General features: G+C 51.9%; 16 protein-coding genes, 1 tRNA gene and 1 pseudogene. 11 read left to right on the forward strand and 7 right to left on the reverse strand.

Annotated elements, in window-relative coordinates; translation table 11 throughout:
• The first annotated feature begins 246 nt into the window (after positions 1–246).
• The 3 genes from C7W93_RS11350 to C7W93_RS11360 all read left to right on the forward strand — a co-directional run bounded on the left by C7W93_RS11350 (position 247) and on the right by C7W93_RS11360 (position 4092).
• Entirely contained in the window at positions 247–2256 is a 2010-nt protein-coding gene (locus C7W93_RS11350; RefSeq protein WP_108440622.1) for a PAS domain S-box protein, read from the forward strand.
• A gap of 78 nt (positions 2257–2334) precedes the next feature.
• Positions 2335–3006 carry a response regulator transcription factor gene (locus tag C7W93_RS11355; protein WP_108440102.1) on the forward strand — a complete coding sequence of 224 codons (672 nt, stop codon included), beginning with the start codon at positions 2335–2337 and terminating at the stop codon, positions 3004–3006.
• Positions 3007–3195: 189 nt separating this feature from the next.
• Positions 3196–4092 (forward strand): AEC family transporter, encoded by an 897-nt coding sequence (locus tag C7W93_RS11360; RefSeq protein ID WP_108440103.1) that lies wholly within the window; start codon positions 3196–3198, stop codon positions 4090–4092.
• A gap of 80 nt (positions 4093–4172) precedes the next feature.
• On the opposite strand, the gene queG is transcribed toward C7W93_RS11360, so the two are convergent.
• Positions 4173–5306, reverse strand: a complete 1134-nt coding sequence (queG, locus tag C7W93_RS11365; protein WP_108440104.1) for a tRNA epoxyqueuosine(34) reductase QueG — start codon at positions 5304–5306, stop codon at positions 4173–4175.
• Positions 5307–5350: 44 nt separating this feature from the next.
• Between queG and tsaE the strand changes: the two genes are divergently transcribed.
• Positions 5351–5836 (forward strand): tRNA (adenosine(37)-N6)-threonylcarbamoyltransferase complex ATPase subunit type 1 TsaE, encoded by a 486-nt coding sequence (gene tsaE / locus C7W93_RS11370; RefSeq protein ID WP_108440105.1) that lies wholly within the window; start codon positions 5351–5353, stop codon positions 5834–5836.
• Positions 5800–7188, forward strand: coding sequence for an N-acetylmuramoyl-L-alanine amidase (locus C7W93_RS11375; protein WP_108440106.1), 1389 nt, complete (start codon positions 5800–5802; stop codon positions 7186–7188). The genes tsaE and C7W93_RS11375 overlap by 37 nt, the downstream gene beginning before the upstream one ends.
• A gap of 146 nt (positions 7189–7334) precedes the next feature.
• Here the strand turns inward: C7W93_RS11375 and C7W93_RS11380 are convergent, their stop codons facing one another.
• Complete coding sequence (locus C7W93_RS11380) at positions 7335–7985, reverse strand: VTT domain-containing protein (protein ID WP_108440107.1); 651 nt, start codon at positions 7983–7985, stop codon at positions 7335–7337.
• 215 nt (positions 7986–8200) lie between these two features.
• Between C7W93_RS11380 and mutL the strand changes: the two genes are divergently transcribed.
• From mutL to C7W93_RS24445, 6 genes are all read left to right on the forward strand, one after another.
• Complete coding sequence (gene mutL / locus C7W93_RS11385) at positions 8201–10060, forward strand: DNA mismatch repair endonuclease MutL (RefSeq protein ID WP_108440108.1); 1860 nt, start codon at positions 8201–8203, stop codon at positions 10058–10060.
• 175 nt (positions 10061–10235) lie between these two features.
• Entirely contained in the window at positions 10236–11198 is a 963-nt protein-coding gene (gene miaA, locus C7W93_RS11390; RefSeq protein WP_108440109.1) for a tRNA (adenosine(37)-N6)-dimethylallyltransferase MiaA, read from the forward strand.
• Positions 11199–11307: 109 nt separating this feature from the next.
• Positions 11308–11384 (forward strand) — tRNA-Met (locus C7W93_RS11395).
• Positions 11385–11459: 75 nt separating this feature from the next.
• Positions 11460–11837: an Arm DNA-binding domain-containing protein gene (locus C7W93_RS25055; protein WP_225869810.1), complete on the forward strand. Its 378-nt coding sequence runs from the start codon at positions 11460–11462 to the stop codon at positions 11835–11837.
• Positions 11791–12810, forward strand: a complete 1020-nt coding sequence (locus C7W93_RS11405) for a tyrosine-type recombinase/integrase (protein ID WP_225869811.1) — start codon at positions 11791–11793, stop codon at positions 12808–12810. Before C7W93_RS25055 ends, C7W93_RS11405 begins: the two co-directional genes overlap by 47 nt.
• A gap of 362 nt (positions 12811–13172) precedes the next feature.
• Positions 13173–13364, forward strand: coding sequence for a hypothetical protein (locus C7W93_RS24445; protein WP_146177549.1), 192 nt, complete (start codon positions 13173–13175; stop codon positions 13362–13364).
• Positions 13365–13816: 452 nt separating this feature from the next.
• On the opposite strand, the pseudogene C7W93_RS25060 reads toward C7W93_RS24445, so the two are convergent.
• The 5 genes and pseudogenes from C7W93_RS25060 to C7W93_RS11430 all read right to left on the reverse strand — a co-directional run.
• Positions 13817–13993: pseudogene (locus C7W93_RS25060) on the reverse strand (ParA family protein); the annotation flags it as partial.
• Between the two features lie 105 nt (positions 13994–14098).
• On the reverse strand, positions 14099–15232 hold the full coding sequence (locus tag C7W93_RS11415) for an NAD(P)/FAD-dependent oxidoreductase (protein WP_108440112.1): 1134 nt from the start codon (positions 15230–15232) through the stop codon (positions 14099–14101).
• A 48-nt stretch (positions 15233–15280) separates the two neighbouring features.
• A complete protein-coding gene (locus C7W93_RS11420) occupies positions 15281–15448 on the reverse strand; it encodes a rubredoxin (RefSeq protein WP_108440113.1) in 168 nt (55 codons plus the stop codon).
• A 103-nt stretch (positions 15449–15551) separates the two neighbouring features.
• Entirely contained in the window at positions 15552–16826 is a 1275-nt protein-coding gene (locus C7W93_RS11425; protein ID WP_201747196.1) for an aromatic ring-hydroxylating dioxygenase subunit alpha, read from the reverse strand.
• On the reverse strand, positions 16823–17227 hold the full coding sequence (locus C7W93_RS11430) for a hypothetical protein (RefSeq protein WP_201747197.1): 405 nt from the start codon (positions 17225–17227) through the stop codon (positions 16823–16825). Before C7W93_RS11430 ends, C7W93_RS11425 begins: the two co-directional genes overlap by 4 nt.
• Between the last annotated feature and the right edge of the window lie 384 nt (positions 17228–17611).

Below are 17611 nucleotides of genomic sequence, written 5' to 3' on the forward strand. Positions count from 1 at the left end.
TTTTGCAACGTGACACAAATGGAAAACGCTGTAATCGCTTCATGCTAGCCCTTGAGGATCGACTGCAAATTTTTGCCAAGTCTGGCCGCAGTGTGCCCAAGCCGCGCCAAGCTCACAACTGTGGATAACCGCAATCTCACCGTCGCGGAACGAAGCGTCGGCTACACTACGGTCTTCATGTATCGCGCTGGACACGGAAAGCGGCACAAATCAGCCGTTTTAGCGCCGTCATCTGCCTATTTCTCCATGCCAAACATCACCATAAATCGACTAGCTAATTTGACCGTACGGGGACCGCAGCGCACCTGGCGCTGGCTGATTCCGATTCTTTTGGTATTGCTATTCTTAGCCATTCTGCTGTGGCTGCCCTGGCAATCCCAGCAAATGGAAGCCAATGATCGCCAGGATCAATTAATTGCCGACACGCTCTGGGTGGAGCAGGCTATCAGTTTTCAGCTAAGCCGGGACGAAGAAAGTGTGCGCCTGATCGCCACCGAGATTACCAACCACCATTTGCGCACCCCGCAATTTCCCGATCGCCTTAAGCCATTATTAAAGAATAGCCGTGAACTGCGCGGCGTCGCATGGCTGGGGACCGACAATCAAATACTTGCCGCAACCGATGCGCTGCCGGTCACCGAGCCTGGCTATATCCAGCGTGCACAAAAATCCGCGCAACAGGTCCGTGACGCCCGCATTCCGCAATACACGCAGCCGTACAAACTGGCCGATGCGCCAAATACCATCTATATCGATTACAGCGTCCCACTCATTGCTGGAACGCAATATATTGGCAGCCTCGTCAGCACCTACACCGTCAGCAGTATTCTCGATGAGTTAGTCCCTTGGTGGTTTGCGCAAGATAACGAAATCTCGCTAACCGATAGCGATGACGTGGTCATTGCTAAACGCGCATCCGGCGGCAGAGGACGCGACGTATACACCCATCGACGCCCGCTCGATTTACCCGGCCTGTCTTTAATATTACGTACCAACAGCACCAAAAGCGCACCCAAATTCTTGCCCAATTTATTAGTGGGATCGGTCATCGTTTTGTCGCTAGGCTTGCTATGGAGCTTGCTGGCTTTATGGCGTGATATTCGTCGCCGTTTAGCCGCCGAAGATGCATTACGGCAACAAGTCGCGTTCCGTAGCGCGATGGAAAACTCGCTAGTCACCGGTTTACGCGCCCGCGATTTGCAAGGTCGGGTAACCTACGTCAATCCAGCTTTTTGCGCGATGGTCGGACTAAGCGCCGATCAATTAGTGGGCAAAGTCCCGCCTATGCCTTACTGGGCACCAGAGGCAATGGAAGAGTTTCAGGATCGCTTTACCAAAGTATTGGAAGGCGAAGTTACGCCGCAATTCGAAACCATTTTTCGACGTCCCGACGGCGAGCGTTTTCCGGTGCTGGTGTTCGAATCCGCGTTGGTGGACGCCAACGGCCAGCAAACCGGCTGGATGGGATCGATACTAGACATTTCAGAAAATCGACGCGCCGAAGAAGTCAATCGCCAGCAACAAGAAAAACTGCAATCCAGCGCCCGCCTTGCCAGCATGGGCGAAATTGCCTCCACGCTGGCGCATGAATTAAATCAGCCGTTAGCCGCCATTTCCAGCTACACCACCGGCGCGATTAACATGCTGCAAGACGGCACCATCAACGCAGCGCAATTAAAACTGGCCCTCGGCAAAGTCAACACCCAAGCGCAACGCGCCGGTCACATCATCCGCAGCGTGCATGAGTTCGTCAAAAAACGTGATCCGACCCGAGAGCCGCTAGCCATCCGCACGCTCGTCGACAACATCATGCCGTTGGTCGAATTGCAGGCGCAGTCCTTTTACGTCAACGTGCAAGTCGACATTTCACCTTCATTGCCGTGGATATCCGCAGACCGCACGATGCTGGAGCAAGTCCTGCTAAACCTCACCCGCAACGCGATTGAATCAATGGCCGACAACACCCCGACCCGGCGCATTTTGCGCATCACGGCCATGGCAGCCGCCATAGACACCGAGTCGCCACAGATCATCGTCTCCGTAATCGATCAGGGCCACGGAATTCCAGCCGATGTCGCGGACCGGTTATTCTCACCGTTCTACTCCACCAAAGCCCATGGCATGGGCATGGGCCTGAACATCTGCCGCACCGCCATCGAATTTCACGGCGGCACACTCAGTCACACCGACAATCCCGGCGGCGGTACAATCTTCCAATTCTCGCTGCCAGCCAACTTTCCGCATAGCCAGCGATGACCGCTCACGCAATCCATCAGGAACGCTCACTCTGCACGCCGAAGCTTTCTCCCGACACTTATAACCAATCAGCCCGCCATGCTACATATCATTGATGACGACGAAGTAATCCGCGACTCCCTCAGTTGGCTGGCCCAATCACGCAGCATTCCCCTGCTGACCTACGCCAGTGCGCAAGAGTTTTTGGCCTTCATAGCAGCAGAATCAGACGCGATAAACGCCACTGCGAAGACCAGCAATTCCACCTTCCCCGGCACAACAGCAAACCCGCCAACCGCATCAGGCAGCATCCAGCATACAGAAGGCGATTGTTTGCTGCTAGACGTGCGGATGCCCGGCATCAGCGGCGTCGCACTCTTTGACGCGTTAACGGCGCGCAAATTAACGCAACGCTTTCCAGTCATCTTTTTGACCGGTCACGGGGATGTACCAATGGCCGTCGACACACTCAAACGCGGCGCTTTCGACTTCTTCGAAAAGCCATTCAATGACAATAAATTGATGGATCGTGTACAAGAGGCACTGGCCTCCTCACGCGCAGCAATAGCCCGCGCCGTGATCGACAGCCGACTGGCAAATCTCTCCACCCGTGAACGCGCCGTGCTGGAATTAATTTTGCTAGGAAAAATGAACAAGGTCATCGCCGACAAACTCGGCATCAGCATGCGGACAGTCGAAGTCCACCGCGCCCATATTTTTGACAAAATGCATGTTAAGACGGCTGTGGAGTTGGCTAGATTGTTAAATTAGGCGAATAACCAGTTCAGCGCCACGCATCGGTATCCGGTTAAATGCAGACTTTGTTTATCACCTCAAACACAGCACCAAAAATGCACAAAATTAAGGATTAATCGCACTTAAAGACATCATTTTCTCTCCGATTCATTGCGCCTCCCTACAATCCTTTTGCCGCCTTTCCGCAAAAACACCGCCTCTTACATGTATATAGTCAACCTGCTGCTCCCCGATTTCACGCTGATTCTGATCGGCGTCATTCTGCGTAAAACGACGAACTGGGGCGATGCGTTTTGGACTGGCATGGAAAAGATGGTGTATTTCCTGCTGTTCCCGGCGCTGCTTTTTTATTCCACTGCACGCATCACATTAAAGTTCGATACCACCGGAAAAATGTTGTTGGTTGGCTTGGCGAGTCTGTCCGTCGCCATCGTCCTGACGTGGCTGGGCAAACCATTTTTGAAAGCGACGCCGATGGATTACGAGTCGGGCATGCAAACCGGTTATCGCTTTAATTCTTATATGGCATTGGCGCTGGCCTCGCGCATGGCCGGGGATGAAGGCACGGGTCTGATGGCGTTGCTGATTGGCTTTGGCGTCCCGTTGTGCAATCTGGCGGCTGTGCACGCTTTGGTGCATAAAAACGGCGGTTTGTTGAAAGAGTTGGCGCGCAATCCTTTGTTGATTGCGACGACTTGCGGCTTGTTATTCAGCTTGCTTGGGCTGTCGTTGCCCGATGTGGCAGGGGCGGTATTGTCGCGAATGGGGAACGCCTCGCTGGCGATTGGATTGTTATTGGTCGGCGCGGGCTTGCGCTTATCGGGTATGCGGCGGGCTAAGCTGATGTCGGGATTTTTTATTGCGGTTAAATTGCTGGCGCTGCCTGCTGTTGCGCTATTACTTGGTCGCTGGGTTGGGCTGGGGGAACGTCAATTGCAAATCGTGGTGTTGTTTAGCGCGTTGCCGACAGCTTCTAGCGCGTATATTTTGGCTGCGCGGTTGGGTGGAAATGGGCCGCTGGTGGCGTTTTTAGTATCGGCTGGGACAGTATTATCGGCGCTTACTTTGCCGTTTTGGTTGTGGTTATTACATCGGACTTAATACATCGAGCTTAATACATCGGGCTTAAAAGAAGTTTGAGCGGAGAAAGAATAGCGCACAGACAGAAACTAGCGACGTTGCTATAGCGGTGGTAAGCCGTGTTGTTGCAAGGCCCATTCCACGTGTTCACGGATGAGCGCTGAAGGGTCATCGGCGCGGGCTTTCAGCGCGGCGATAATCTCTGTGGCGCTGGTGGCGGCATTTCCCAGTCCTACGGCGATATTGCGCAACCAGCGTTCGTGTCCTATTCGACGAATCGGGCTGCCTTGCAAGCGTTGATTAAACTGTTCTTCGGTCCAGCTAAATAACTCCACTAACGTGGCCTGATCCAGGCCGTTGCGCACATCAAAATCGCTGAGCGTAGACGGCTGCGCAAACTTGTTCCACGGACAGAAGAGCTGGCAATCATCGCAACCATAGACGCGATTACCGATAAGCGGCCGAAACTCCAACGGAATACTGCCTTTTAGCTCGATCGTCAGATATGAAATGCAACGCCGCGCATCCAGCGTGTAAGGCGCAATGATCGCCTTGGTCGGACAAACGTCGATGCAGGCGCTGCATTGACCGCAATGCGGGGTAATGGGCGTATCGGTAGGCAACGGCAAATCGGTGAGCATTTCGCCTAGGAAAAATAGCGAACCGGCTTCTCGATTCAACAATAATGTATGTTTTCCGCGCCAGCCCAGACCGGCCTTTTGCGCCAGAGCGACTTCCATCACCGGGGCAGAGTCGGTAAATACCCGATAGCCAAAAGGACCGATTTCAGCCGTGATGCGATCCGCCAACTGTTGCAAACGCGAACGCAAGACTTTGTGATAATCCCGCCCTCGGGCATATAACGAGACCGTCGCTGTAGCGGCAGCCTCTGGATTGAGACGATTTTTCTCGTACGCTCGCCATGCAGCGTCGGTGTCTTGCGGCAAATAATCCATGCGTACACTGATCGAACGGATGGTGCCGGGCACCAATTCGGCAGGTCGGGCGCGCTTCAAACCGTGCGCTGCCATATAATCCATCTCACCGTGATAACCGAGCGCAAGCCAAGCCTGAAATCCGGCTTCTTGCTGCGACAAATCGACATCCGTAATCCGCACATCGGCAAACCCCAACTCCCGGCCCCAGGCTTTAATGGTGACGGCGAGTGCGGTCAATGCCAATGGTGCAGGATTGACAGGATTATTTTCTGACTCGGTGAAAGACGACTGCGACATCGGGACATCGATTCCAATAAATGAACAGAGGACTATTTTACGAGATGCAAGACTTTACCCTCCATCTGCACGACGAAGCTGGGACTATCGCCTTGGGCGCAGCATTATCGCGGGCTTTAGTACCGGGCCTGACGATTTATTTGCACGGCGATCTTGGCGCCGGGAAAACCGCCCTCACCCGCGCCTTGCTGCACGCAGCCGGGTATAGCGGCCACGTCAAAAGTCCGACCTATACTCTGGTTGAACCTTATACCGTAAATTTGAATCTACAAGCAGTCGACGTGATGCATTTTGATTTATATCGGATGGCGAGTCCTGAAGAGTTTCTTGAGGCAGGATTTCGCGAACATTTCAACGAAACCAATATCTGCATCGTCGAATGGCCAGAAAAAGCCGAAAATGTTTTGCCAACCCCAGACATTAACGTCACTCTCAGTGTTTCGGGAGAGGGGCGTGATGTAAAATTGCACGGCGTATCTGATAAGGGTAGTCAATGTCTAGCTCGACTGAAATTTGCACCAAATCTGTAAAATCCAAAACCCGCCGAACCGTGCTCAAAGCCGGAGGAACGCTGCTGATTTCGATCGTCGCACCGCTGACTTCCATGTCGGCCCGCGCTGCACAAATTCTGGCGGTGCGGGTCTGGCCAGCCGATGATTACACCCGCGTCACGCTGGAAAATGATACCGAATTAAAAGCCACCCATTTCCTGATACAAAATCCTGACCGTCTGGTAGTTGATATCGAAGGCATCGAACTGAATCCGACTTTGAAAGAACTGGTCGCCAAGATTCAATCGAACGATCCTTACATTAAACAAGTCCGGGTTGGGCAGAATCGGCCTAATGTGGTCCGGCTGGTATTTGATCTGAAAGAGCAGGTTAATCCGCAGGTATTTACGCTGGACCCGATTGGCAACTACAAAAATCGTCTGGTTTTTGACTTGTACCCGCTCAATCCGCCAGATCCGATTGCGGTCATGATCCAAAAAGGTGAATGGCCGACTGCCGAGCCGGGCGAAATTGTCCCGCCCGTGGCCCAGACCAAGCCAACGCCAACGCCGGCACAACAAGCGCCAAACCCGCCACTGGCAAGGGTTGATCCCAAGCCAGACAATAACAGCAGGCCGGACAACAAGCCCGAAAGCAAGGCCGACAAAGTCCCGACTATGACGCGCATGATCACCATCGCCCTCGACCCGGGTCATGGCGGCGAAGATCCCGGTGCGATTGGTCGCGGCGGCAATCGCGAGAAAGATGTCGTACTGGCCATCGCCAAACGACTCAAAGCCAAGATTGAGCAGCAACCAAACATGCGCGTGATGTTGACCCGCGATGCCGATTTCTTTGTACCCCTAGGAATGCGCGTACAAAAGGCCCGCAAAGTGCAAGCTGATTTGTTCGTCTCGATTCATGCCGATGCTTTCGTCACACCGACAGCGCGCGGCTCTTCAGTGTTTGCTTTATCTGAAAAAGGGGCCACGTCGACGGCAGCCCGCTGGATGGCGAATAAAGAAAATGCGGCCGATTTGATCGGTGGCGTCAATATCAAAAGCCATGATCGCCAACTCGCCAGCGTCTTGCTCGATCTATCGACCACCGCCCAAATCAATGACAGCATGAAACTGGCAAGCGCTGTTCTAAATGAAATCGGCGGGATCAATAAATTGCATAAAGGCTCAGTTGAACAGGCAGGATTCGCGGTATTAAAAGCACCCGATATTCCAAGTATTTTGATTGAAACAGCGTTCATTTCGAATCCTGAAGAGGAAGCCAAGCTTACCGATAACGCCTATCAGGACAAAATGGCCGAAGCGGTACTGACCGGCATTAAGAAGTATTTCTCGCATAACCCACCGCTGGCGAAAAATCGGATGACCTAAGCAGCAGTGGCCAGACTAAATTATTAGTCTAGCAACAAAAAAGGGCACGACGCAAATTACGTCGTGCCCTTTTTTGCTATCGATAACCTCAATAAAGAGAATACCGACAGTGAATACTAACTAATCAACCATGCCAAGAGAGAAACTTAAGCCCGTCGTCCACGAATTTTCTGAAACAACTTCCAGCAACCGCCTAATGCCACCGGTATTAATGCCGCGCCGACGCCAACTAATACAATGGTATTCAAATGGTCGCGGATAATAGGAATATTGCCAAAAAAATAACCAGCTGATACCAAACCAATTACCCAGATAAGCGCGCCGGTGATGTTAAAAAACTGAAACTTTGAAAACGTCATCTTCGAAACACCTGCTACAAACGGCGCAAAGGTTCGAACGATAGGGATAAAACGCGACAAAATGACTGTTTTTCCGCCATGATGCTCGTAAAATGCATGTGTTTTTTGCAATGACTTTTGATCCAGCCAGCGATAGTCGTGCGTAAATACTTTATCGCCGATCTTGCTGCCTATCCAATAATTCAACGTATTACCGGTGGTCGCTGCAATAATCAGCAAACCCATCAAGGCCCAGATATTCATCTCGCCACTGGCACAAAATGCCCCGCCGATAAACAATAGCGTGTCCCCGGGAAGAAATGGCATGACCACCAATCCAGTTTCACAAAACACAATCAGGAATAAGACCAAATAGATTAAGGTGCCGTATTCCTTAATCAGAAATCCAAGGGTTTTGTCAACGTGCAGAATCACGTCGAGGAATTGCATAAAGTCCATAACTCTCCTATTGGTTGCGCGAAATAATACACTACCGCGTCAGCCCGAAAACCCTATCACGACAAATAAGATGCTAGCGGACTAGAAACAAGGTACAGAATCATCACTTTGATCCGATCAAAATGCAGCGTTTGCTGAAATCTATGTCGGCGATCAAAAAAACATATCCCCTATCCAGACAGTAACCAGTCCCCGTGGTTCGGTATAATCGCCAAATGAACGCACCATTGCCCTCCCCTCGCCCAATTCAGCCGCTTCCTGATAATCTTATTTCTCAAATCGCCGCGGGCGAAGTCGTAGAGCGACCGTCCGCAGTTGTCAAAGAATTACTAGAAAACGCGTTGGATGCGGGCGCGACCCAGATCACCGTCCGACTCGAACAAGGCGGCATAAAACGCATCGCGATTACAGACAATGGGCGCGGTATCTTGCCAGAACAGCTGCCACTGGCGCTAGCCCGCCACGCCACCTCCAAAATCACGTCGCTGCACGATCTTGAGAATGTAGCAACACTGGGTTTTCGCGGCGAGGCGCTGGCCTCCATTGCGTCGGTATCCCAGCTAACACTGACATCGCGCACCGCCGATGCCGCCCATGCTTCTGAAATCGATGGCAGCACGCTGATCGTGACGCCCTCCTCTGGCGCGCAAGGCAGCACGGTGAACGTGCAGGATTTATATTTCAACACGCCAGCGCGGCGCAAGTTTCTAAAGTCAGATCAAACCGAATACGGCCATTGCGCCGAGGTCGTCCGCCGCATCGCGCTGTCACGGCCAGATGTCGCGTTTTCTCTGACGCACAACGGCAAAGCCGTCGATCACTGGAATATCACCGAAAGCGCCAAACGCAGCGCCAGCATCCTCGGTACTGAATTTGCCGAAGCCAGATTAGTCTTGGACGAAAGCGCCGGTCCTTTGCGCTTGCATGGCTTCGTCGGCTTGCCGACCGCCTCCAAAGCCCGTGGCGACGCCCAGTATTTCTACGTCAATGGACGTTTTGTGCGCGACAAAGTGCTAATGCATGCAGTACGTGCCGCTTACCAGGATGTATTGCACGGGGATCGTTTTCCGTCCTATGTTTTGGCGCTCGATCTTGATCCGGCGCTGGTCGATGTCAACGTTCACCCCTCTAAAATTGAAGTGCGTTTTAGAGATAGCCGTTCGATTCATCAATTCATTTATCACGCCGTCAACCGCGCACTAGCGCATACGTCCGCAACGTCATTCGGTACAACGCCAGCGCCACTGCCATCACCCAGCGGTGCAATGCCGTGGATGCGCGGGTCCGAGGAACATCTGCAAGCTATTTTGCAACCGCAACAGCCACAATTGCAAGGCACGTTTGGCGCGCGCTTTGGCGGCAACAGCGGCCTTGGCGTTAGCCAGACCGCCGCCAACTATGGCGCGTTATTTGCGAATGACACGTCAATATCGGTCGCCCCATCGCAAGATAGTAGTATCGCGACCACCGATACCTTGCCGACTAACGGTGAATTTCCACTCGGTTTTGCGTTGGCCCAATTGCATGGCATTTACATCCTCGCGCAGAATATCAAAGGATTAGTATTAATCGATATGCATGCCGCGCATGAACGGATTTTGTACGAGCAATTAAAAAATGCGCTCGACGAAAATGCGATGCAAGTCCAGCCGCTCTTGATCCCGGTCACGTTTTATGCCGATGGCGTAGAAGTCGGCACCGCAGAAGAAAATCAAGAAATCCTGCATGCATTGGGATTCGACATCGCCGCCATGTCGCCAACTACTTTAGCCGTACGAGCAGTGCCCGCGTTACTCAAAAATGCCGACGCCCAGACGCTGGCACGCGACGTACTGCGCGATGTGCGCGAATATGGCGGGTCACGCGTATTGGTAGAGCGCCGCAACGAAATGCTAGGCACGCTTGCCTGCCATACGGCAGTGCGCGCCAACCGCAATCTGACTGCGCCGGAAATGAACGCGCTGTTGCGCCAGATGGAGGCCACCGACCGCGCCGACCAATGCAATCATGGCCGTCCGACCTGGACCCAACTGGCGCTCTCAGATCTGGATAAACTGTTCCTGCGCGGACAATAATCAGCAAATCGACACGAACAAAGCGCTCAAATCGTCCATCACCGACACTGCAAGTGAAGACCGTGTCGGTTGCCGTAACCGGCAATGCAAGCCGGGGCTGCGCTAAGCTAAGCAATCCAGCCCCACCACCATTTCAGTACGCAAACCGGCACCAGCCAAACTACCCGTTACCCGCATGAGCCAAACCGCAACAAAACTGCCCTTAGTCGTCGCCATCATGGGGCCCACTGCCTCCGGCAAAACTGCCGCCGCGTTAGAGATTGCACGCCATATCCCCTCAGAAATCATCTCGGTGGATTCCGCGCTGGTCTATCGCGGCATGGACATCGGCACCGCAAAACCGAGCGCCGCAGAACGCGCCGCCGCGCCACACCATTTGATTGACATCATCGAACCGACGCAATCATATTCAGCCATGCAATTTCGCGAAAGCGCGCTAACGTTGATCGAAGAAATCCACGCCCGCGGCAAACTAGCGCTGCTGGTCGGCGGCACAATGCTGTATTTCAAAGCCTTGCGAGAAGGTCTGGATACCCTGCCGCAAGCCGACCCGGCCTTACGCGCCCGCTTAGATGCCGAAGCCGCGCTGATCGGCGTGCCGGGCATGCACGCCAAACTCGCGCTGCTCGACCCGATCACCGCAGAACGCCTCAAACCCAACGACAGCCAACGCATTCAACGCGCCCTGGAAATCATCGAACTAAGCGGTCAGACCATGTCATCGCTGCTGACCAACAGTCCGCCTCCACAACTACCGTTCGACCTATTACCGATTGCGCTGGAACCGTCGGATCGCAGCGTCTTACATAAACGTATCGCGCAGCGCTTCGATTTGATGCTAAATAGCCAAGAAGGCGGCCTCATCGCAGAAGTAGAATCCCTACGTGCCCGCGGCGACCTGCATTTGGGCCTGCCGTCGATGCGCTGCGTAGGCTATCGCCAAACCTGGGAATACCTCGATGGCGACTACGATTTCAATGAAATGCGCGAAAAAGGCCTAGCCGCAACGCGACAACTTGCTAAACGGCAATTAACCTGGCTGCGCGCCATGCCGGAACGTATCGTTATCGACTGTATTGGGGATTCAGTAGCCGCGAAAGTGCTAGAAACAGTGCTAAATGCCCGGGAAAAGCGATGATTGAGCATTAGCACAACAAAAATGCACATCGAAGGAACAGAAGGCCGATTTTGCCGCCCAATTTGCTTGACAACAATTAGGCCAATACATCATAATCGTCGGCTTCTTTGGTGATATAGCTCAGTTGGTTAGAGCACAGCACTCATAATGCTGGGGTCGGTGGTTCAAGTCCACCTATCACCACCATGAACATGTCCTAAGCAGTCCAAGGACGTATAGAAACCCGTACTTCTCTCTATGAGGATGCGGGTTTTTTGTTTCATGTCATCCGATGTTGTCCATTTGCATCCAACATTTTTGCGGGTATTTTTGAGGGTACCGGACCATACTCTCAAACTAGATACCCGCAAAATGCCAAAGTTAGCCACCCCACTCACCGATATACAGCCAAGAACGGCCAAACCTAAGGACAAGCCTTATAAGCTGGCGGACGGCGGCGGCCTATATTTGTTGGTTAATCCCGGCGGTTCCAAGTATTGGCGTATGGGTTATCGCTTTGCGGGTACCGAGCGGTTACTTGCTTTCGGGAAGTACCCGCAAATTTCCCTTGCTGATGCCAGGAAAGCAAGATCTGCTGCGCGCGACAAAATTAATGCAGGAATTGACCCTTCTCAAGCCAAGCGCATTGAAAATGCTTAACCAAGCATCAGTAAATGCAAACACTTTCGAAGCGGTAGCGCGGGAGTGGCACGCCAACAAAATTGAATCTTGGGAAACCCGGACGGCAGAAAATGTTCTCAATCGATTGGAAAAAGCTATTTTTCCGTTAATCGGAAAGATGCCAATCACTGACGTCAAAGCCCCCATCATGCTCGACGTATTGCGGCAGATCGAAAAACGTGGCGCCCTTGATATGGCGAAGCGACAAAGCCAGGTCTGTGGCCAGATATTTCGATATGCAATTGCGTCCGGCAAGGCAGGAATAGATCCGATTCCCAGTCTACGTGGCGCGCTCAAACCTGGCGCAAAGGGCCACCATGCCGCTATTACTGCGGACGGTCTTCCCGAATTTATTCGCGCCTTTGAGCAAATCGAAGGGCGAATGTACCCGCCGACCAGAATCATGTTCGGGCTAATGATGCTGATCTTCGTACGCACAAGCGAATTGACCACAACCGAGTGGAAAGAAATCGATCTTGAAAAAGAATATTGGATTATCCCTTGGCAGCGTATGAAAATGGGTAAAAAGAAGCTCAACCCGCGCAAGGTAGACCATCACGTATTTTTGCCAAGCCGGGGATGGGCCATGCTGAGAGAACTTCATCAGTACACCGGTAACAATAGGTATCTATTCCACAATCTGCGCGATCACCAGAAGCCGGCAACCAATTTCGGCATATTGGCAGCGATCAAGCGCATGGGGTACAGCGGTGCCATGACTGGACACGGCTTTAGGTCACTGGCCATGGGGGTGATTAAAGAGCGCTTGGGCTACCGTCATGAGGTCGTTGATCGTCAGCTATCACATGCTTCTGGCGATACCTACGGAGAGGCCTACGATCGCGCTCTTTTTCTTGATGAGCGCAAGGTGATGATGCAACAGTATGCTGATTATTTAGGTTCCGTCGCCAGCGGGAAGGTCATTGCCGGCAAATTCGGCAAGGCGGCATAGATCGATCTGCCAATCGCAGAAAACTGCTTTAAATTCTAGACCATTGCTTTTTTGCGGGTACATCGGTTATGCCGGTTACATCATTGATGTTATTCGTATTTTTTGTCACCGCACAAAATACGTGCGGTTACCGCAGTTACAAAACAAGTTTAGCCATGCCTAATGCAACGGCTACAAAGGAGCGTGATATTGGGAAAATTATTCAACTTAAAAAAATGGCTGACAGTTCAAGAGGCAGCGAGGCGTCTCTCAAATGTATGCGGCAGCGAAATAACCGAGGCGGATGTACTGTGCTTGGCACTGGATGGGCATTTAAAATTGTCAGTTAATTTCGTAAATCACACGCTAGCCGAGTGCGGCGCGTGGTCGACGGCGAAGAAGGCGGTTGCGAAGATGCTGAGTGGAAGGAGTTTCCGCATGAAATGGTAGAGGTGATAGAAACCACTCCAGAATGGGTACAGGACGAGCACATAGCCAGCATGATGAGCTTGGATACAAATGACAAGCGATTCCTTAACTTGAGTGGTCAACTGGCAGTGATTAAGGGAGTTTGAGACCTGCCCATGATCGGCGGAGAGCTGCTCGATGTTGAGCAATCTTACCGACGTCTCATTGGCGGCTCGCCTGTAACCAGAATAAGGTTCGTAGGAGCTCTCGTGGAATCACCTACTGGGAGGACGATGTGTCAACTTCAAGAAAAATCGAACATTCTAAAAACTTGTGTGACAAGATATCATTTACCTAAAGATAGCGACTTCGTTGTTCGCACCGATGTGCTGATGAAGTTTGAGCAGTCGATAAGCGGCGCACCAGCAACTCCGGATGCGACGCCTCATCCTAAAGAATGGGATAATCTGCTAAAGATGGTTATTGGTATGGCGATAGACGGATATGGCTACGATCCAACGGCCAAAAAAAGTGGCATACCTAAAGAGATAGCGAAAGCCGTTACTGACCGTGGCATGAGTATCTCAGACGACACAGTTCGCAAGTATTTGAGGCAAGCAGAGAGAACTCGAATAATTAATTCTTCATTGGTCACTTGCGCCGTTAATGCCAGTTTTTTTTTTGCAGCAACTGACGCCCACATATCGGCTGGGGCTGGAACAATCGGAATAATTGCCAAATCAGAAATAAGCATTGCACTGGATGGTGCCGGTGAGAGTGCTGCGGGGGGACAATTTGACGTCGGCACCAACAGATTAACCCACCAAGGCCAACCAGCGGCAACCTCACCTTACCTCTCGCGTGTTAATGCAACAGAACCACCGCATACTACCGATAGTCCTCAAGCTACCATTTGCTTTGATAACACCCCTTTTTCATGGACGCAGCTTCCCATCAGCGCAAATCCACCCAGTGTATGGTCGACGTTATGATAAAGCGCACGCAGACCGCCATCTGGATAACTAACCTCCCACGTTCCACCTTTTTCTAACGGAGCTGCCAAGATGGTGGGCAAAGCCGGTGTCTTGACAACCACGGGCATGATCGGATAGGTCACAGGGCTAAGATTTCCTGATAACGTTTTTGCCAATGCGCGAGCGCAATGCATGATAGGCATAACATACGGCAGCAGCAGGGTTTCAACCTCCACACAATCCCCCAATGCATAGATATGCTCCGCACTAGTGCGCAAACAAGCATCGGTAACGATCCCAAGCCCAATGTTAAGCCCGGCGGCGTGAGCAAGCGCCGTGCGCGGCACCAATCCGATCGCCGAAAGAACCAATCCTACATCGATCACATCACCACCGCGCAGTGATACACGATATCCGTTATCAATACGATCAACCGCTACAGGCGCACTGCCCATACGTAATTGGACGCCGATGCCAGCGAGCGAGTCGGTCATTAATTGACCCGCTTGTTCCGGCAGAAATCGACTCAACGGCCATGGCGCAGGATCGACCAATACGACTTTAATGCCATGTATTGCCAGGTCATTAGCGAACTCACATCCGATCAAACCAGCGCCCAAAATCGCCACCCGGCTGACATTGCGAAGCAATCCGTGGAAACGGATGTAATCCGCTAAATCGTTCACCGACACGATGTCGTCGACACCGGTTCCTGACAAATTTGATGTGCGCTGGTCGGCCCCTAAAGCTAGCACCAAAGCCTGATATTCTCGTTTCTGCTGATTAACTTCGATGGTCCGACCCGTCGGGTCCAATTCTGTCACAGCGCTAAAGGGCAGTATTTCAGCATCTAACTGCTCGGCCATTTGTATGGCAGAAAAACTAGCAAGTGCTGAGGGGTCTTTTTTCTGCTGTAAAGCCGTAGACAGCATCGGTTTAGAGTAAAAACTGCCGCAATCCCGACTAACAATCGTCAATCGGGTGGCGGTATCAAGCTTGCGAAACTCCCTTGCAAACGTGTATCCGGCCAGACCGCTGCCAACGATTATGATAGGCGGCATAAATAGCTCCCTCCGTCCGTCATAGGTTGCACAGCATAATGAAGGCGCTCATGCAATCTCCACCATATCAAAGTCTGCTTTCCCCACACCGCAATCGGGACACTCCCAACTCTCTGGAACGTCACTCCAACGGGTGCCAGCTACGATTCCGTGATCTGGCATCCCTTCTCGCTCATCATATTCAAAACCACACACTGCACATTGCCATTTAGTCATGTTGACCTTCGATACTTTAAAACTTTTGAGGACCTGATCGCAACATTACGATCAGGTTTTTTGCAGCACGAATGCGATCAGGTCATTGACAACACATTCTCGATCACTTCATCGCTTCAGCGACCGTTTCCGCATTGACCCATTTGCGCAAGGTTTCCTGCATATGTCGAATCATGAATTCGCCGTCCTGCAAATACATCACGTCCTTGGCCCCAGATTCAAGCCCTTTCTGGATGCGCTCGCAGTTGGTCACATCTTCCAATACAATTTCACCCCAACGTGCCGCGTAATGCTCCAGTTGCAACCTGTGCCGTACCGAGGTTGCGGCTGGTATGCGGATGGTCAGAATCCAATGCGTCTTATTGTGGGCGACGGGCCAAAATTCATGGGTCCAGTAGCCGCCTGTCGAGTAGTCGATATTAAAATTCGGAAAAATCGCGGTGACGTCTGCCGACCAACAGGCTTCTTTGGTCGGATTCACCGCCGGATGGGCTCTTAATTGCAGGACTTCCTCGCTGAAATCACTGCCCAGCAATCCACCGGTGTCGACCTTGCAAGCTAATCGCTCGACTTCCGAGTTGGGAGGAGGGGCATATTCCGGATTGCCGTAAGCCGACCACGCACAATGCAGACCAAAGGTTTGCCCGCTCAAAGGCCTTGCATATTTGTTATGCACTGCATGCGAGAAGCCCGGTGCCAGCGTGGCAGGGTGAATTGCCGGCACATGGTAGGACTCCGAGAAGGCGTCCATAATCAATTTCCAATTGGCATCAAAGCGCGCCTCGATCACGAGCGTTTGATGATCTTTTCCATAGGGCACTCCAGCGAATGATTCCCCGTAAGACCCTAAAAAATCTTTCAGACTAATCTCGGGCTCGCGCTGCATATTAACGAATATCCAGCCCTCCCAAACGTCGGTCGCGATTGCTGTCAGGCCACATTTCTTTTTATTCAGATCAAAGAAATTTTTATGGTCCGGCACACCCGCCAAACTCCCATCGCTCTGATATGTCCAGCCGTGATAAGCACAACGAAAACGACTACTTTCCCCACAATCATCCGTTACAACCAAGTTGCCTCGATGAGAACACACATTGTGGAAGGCCTGTACTTTCCCTTCCTCATTGCGTGTGACCAACACCGATGCTTTACATATCTCAATTTCCTTAACGAAATAACTATCTTTTTGAGGAAGTTGATCAATCCGGCCTACGTGCAACCAAGATCTGCCAAAAACGCGCTTTCTTTCCAGTTCAAAAAATTCCGGCGAGATGTACGAATCTACAGCGACCGGTCCGGTTCCCAAGCCCGACGCTAGCGTAAAACTGTCCTTGGCACCGGCTTCGCCCGTATGTGCCCCCATTACCATGTCGTTCATAACTGTCTCTCCGTTATCTTGATGATTTTTTGCCGATCCCGCGCGCGTTCGCCACCGCCATACGGCCACGGTCCTTTAGACACATGCAAGTCACTCCGTAACTGCGCATGGTGAGCCCGGGGCTGACCGTGCATCTCGACAGCCATCGCAGCATGGGCAATAGCCAAAACAAGCTTGAAGAGGCATGCGGCATCTTGCGGCATGTCGTCAAATGCAAACTGATCGAGGTAACTGATCGCGTCTTCCGCTCTCGCAAGCATCTGGTCATAGAAATGTTGAATTTCCTCCATCGAGGCCTTGGAGCGCTGTTGCCAGCGTTCGTCATTCGTGTCGCGCACCCAATACGCAACGAATGGCGCCAAGTCTTCAAATCCTGCAGGTAAAAGCTGAGGAGAAGTCATCGTTCAATCCCCTTGTCGCAACACGGCATCTCGGCAATCCATCGACCGACCAGACGCGACATTCGCGTAGCGTCTCCTGACAGACTTCCTGATTTAACGCTTTTCTGGTCCGCATTTTCGGGCCTTGATTCGGCCGCACCTGCGTGCAATAAATCTCTATTCAACATTGTTATCGTCTCCTCGTAAATGACTGATCTTCAATCGATCTATATTTATTTTTCTGAAGGCGCATAAAGACACCCCATATTCCTGCACACTTCCACAAACCGTTCTTACCATTTGCTCAAACAACGTTACTTTTTTCAAATCGTTTGTGACTATACGACAAAGCTAGCATTAACTATACCAACCAGTAAGGCATTGATTTTTTTCGGTTTTTTTTAA

It is taken from the genome of Glaciimonas sp. PCH181, assembly GCF_003056055.1.
Lineage (GTDB): Bacteria > Pseudomonadota > Gammaproteobacteria > Burkholderiales > Burkholderiaceae_D > Glaciimonas.

What these genes read in the sequence shown, in the direction of transcription:
- C7W93_RS11350 (WP_108440622.1), top strand. Translation starts at nt 247, where the DNA reads ATGCCAAACATCACCATAAATCGACTAGCTAATTTGACCGTACGGGGA.
- C7W93_RS11355 (WP_108440102.1), top strand. Translation starts at nt 2,335, where the DNA reads ATGCTACATATCATTGATGACGACGAAGTAATCCGCGACTCCCTCAGT.
- C7W93_RS11360 (WP_108440103.1), top strand. Translation starts at nt 3,196, where the DNA reads ATGTATATAGTCAACCTGCTGCTCCCCGATTTCACGCTGATTCTGATC.
- queG (WP_108440104.1), bottom strand. Translation starts at nt 5,306, where the DNA reads ATGTCGCAGTCGTCTTTCACCGAGTCAGAAAATAATCCTGTCAATCCT.
- tsaE (WP_108440105.1), top strand. Translation starts at nt 5,351, where the DNA reads ATGCAAGACTTTACCCTCCATCTGCACGACGAAGCTGGGACTATCGCC.
- C7W93_RS11375 (WP_108440106.1), top strand. Translation starts at nt 5,800, where the DNA reads ATGTCTAGCTCGACTGAAATTTGCACCAAATCTGTAAAATCCAAAACC.
- C7W93_RS11380 (WP_108440107.1), bottom strand. Translation starts at nt 7,985, where the DNA reads ATGGACTTTATGCAATTCCTCGACGTGATTCTGCACGTTGACAAAACC.
- mutL (WP_108440108.1), top strand. Translation starts at nt 8,201, where the DNA reads ATGAACGCACCATTGCCCTCCCCTCGCCCAATTCAGCCGCTTCCTGAT.
- miaA (WP_108440109.1), top strand. Translation starts at nt 10,236, where the DNA reads ATGAGCCAAACCGCAACAAAACTGCCCTTAGTCGTCGCCATCATGGGG.
- C7W93_RS25055 (WP_225869810.1), top strand. Translation starts at nt 11,460, where the DNA reads ATGTCATCCGATGTTGTCCATTTGCATCCAACATTTTTGCGGGTATTT.
- C7W93_RS11405 (WP_225869811.1), top strand. Translation starts at nt 11,791, where the DNA reads ATGCAGGAATTGACCCTTCTCAAGCCAAGCGCATTGAAAATGCTTAAC.
- C7W93_RS11415 (WP_108440112.1), bottom strand. Translation starts at nt 15,232, where the DNA reads ATGCCGCCTATCATAATCGTTGGCAGCGGTCTGGCCGGATACACGTTT.
- C7W93_RS11420 (WP_108440113.1), bottom strand. Translation starts at nt 15,448, where the DNA reads ATGACTAAATGGCAATGTGCAGTGTGTGGTTTTGAATATGATGAGCGA.
- C7W93_RS11425 (WP_201747196.1), bottom strand. Translation starts at nt 16,826, where the DNA reads ATGAACGACATGGTAATGGGGGCACATACGGGCGAAGCCGGTGCCAAG.
- C7W93_RS11430 (WP_201747197.1), bottom strand. Translation starts at nt 17,227, where the DNA reads ATGACTTCTCCTCAGCTTTTACCTGCAGGATTTGAAGACTTGGCGCCA.